We start from the raw sequence: 1,878 nt of genomic DNA, 5'->3' as shown, positions 1-1,878 counted from the left end.
GGAGTAGCCGCCACGGTCGCCTTCAGTCTTACGGAACTCCTTCTTGAAGCCACCGTTGCCCTTGAAGTTTCCGCCACGGTCACCACCGGAGTAGCCACCACGGTCGCCGCCGCGGCTGCCTCCGGAGTAACCGCCACGCTCGCCGCCACGGTCAGAGGCCGGCTTGCGGCCGTTGTCCAGCTCGAGGTGAATCAACTCGCCGCCGATCCGGGTGCGGGACAGGGCACGCAACTGCTCGGGGCTCAGGTCCGCCGGGAGCTCCACCAGGGAGTGGTCCGAGCGGATGTCGATGCCGCCGATCTGTGCCGAGGAGATGCCGCCTTCGTTGGCAATGGCGCCAACGATCGAACCCGGCATGACGCGCTGGCGGCGTCCGACGGCGATCCGGTAGGTGGCGTTGCCCTCCGTCAGGGCGCGGGTCGGGCCACGGGAACCGAAGCCGTCCTTGGAGCGCTCGCGCTTCTGGAATTCCGGTGCAGCCGGCAGTTCCTTGACCAGGAGCGGCTGGCCGCCCTGTGCCATGACGGCCAGTGCAGCTGCGATCTCCGAAGCCGGAACGTTGTGCTCCTCTTCGTAGGAAGAGATCAGGTCGCGGAACGCGGCAACGTCCTCGGACTCGAGGGTCTCCGTGATCTTGTCCGCGAACTTGCCAAGGCGCAAGGTGTTGACCGTCTCGGCAGTGGGCAGGTGCATCTGCTCAACCGGCTGGCGGGTGGCCTTCTCGATCGAACGCAGCAGGTACTTCTCCCGCGGCGTCATGAAGAGGATGGCGTCGCCGCTACGGCCTGCACGGCCGGTACGGCCGATTCGGTGGACGTAGGACTCGGTGTCGTGCGGGATGTCGTAGTTGACCACGTGGCTGATGCGCTCAACGTCAAGGCCACGGGCCGCGACGTCGGTGGCGACCAGGATGTCGATGCGGCCTTCCTTCAGCGCGTCGACAGTCCGTTCGCGCTGCTGCTGCGGAATGTCGCCGTTGATGGCGGCGGCCTGGAAGCCGCGGGACTTCAGCTTGTCAGCCAGGTCCTCGGTAGCCATCTTGGTGCGCACGAAGGCGATAACGCCGTCGAACTCTTCCACCTCGAGGATGCGGGTCAGGGCATCGAGCTTGTGCGGGCCCATGACCTGCAGGTACCGCTGGCGGGTGTTGGCGCCGGTGGTGGTCTTGGACTTGACCGAGATCTCGGCAGGGTTGTTCAGGTACTGCTTGGACATACGGCGGATCTGGCCCGGCATCGTGGCAGAGAACAGCGCAACCTGGCGGTCTTCCGGGGTCTGCTGGAAGATCTGCTCAACGTCCTCGGCGAAGCCCATGCGGAGCATTTCGTCGGCTTCGTCCAAGACGAGGTACTGCAGCTCGGACAGGTCCAGGGAACCCTTGGAGATGTGGTCGATAACGCGGCCCGGGGTACCCACAACAACCTGTGCACCGCGGCGAAGGCCAGCAAGCTGCGGGCCATAGGCGGAGCCACCGTAGACGGGGAGAACCGTGAAGTCATCGATGTGCTTGGCGTACGAGGTGAAGGCCTCGGCAACCTGGAGCGCAAGCTCGCGGGTCGGAGCGAGGACCAGTGCCTGCGTCTTGCGGGACGGGCCGTTCAGGTCGTGGAGTTCGGCCAGGCGGGACAGTGCCGGTACTGCGAATGCTGCAGTCTTACCGGTGCCGGTCTGGGCGAGGCCGACGACGTCGCGGCCTTCGAGCAGCAGCGGAATGGTTGCTGCCTGGATCGGAGACGGCTTCTCGTAGCCGACGTCCTGCAGGGCCGCAAGGACGCGGGGTCGATTCCGAGGTCGACGAAGCGGATGCCCTCTTCCTCTTCTTCGACAGGCGATTCGGCCGGAACCGCAGCCGGGGCCTTGGCGGAAGCTCGGCGGGTG

At 66.0% G+C, this 1,878-nt stretch carries 1 pseudogene; it reads right to left on the bottom strand.

The window, feature by feature from the left end:
* Window positions 1–1,878, bottom strand: a pseudogene (locus tag AHiyo1_RS00710) (DEAD/DEAH box helicase); the annotation flags it as partial.

This window comes from Arthrobacter sp. Hiyo1, assembly GCF_001263615.2.
In the GTDB taxonomy this organism is placed as follows: domain Bacteria; phylum Actinomycetota; class Actinomycetes; order Actinomycetales; family Micrococcaceae; genus Arthrobacter.
This window is presented reverse-complemented; position numbering and strand designations above follow the sequence as displayed.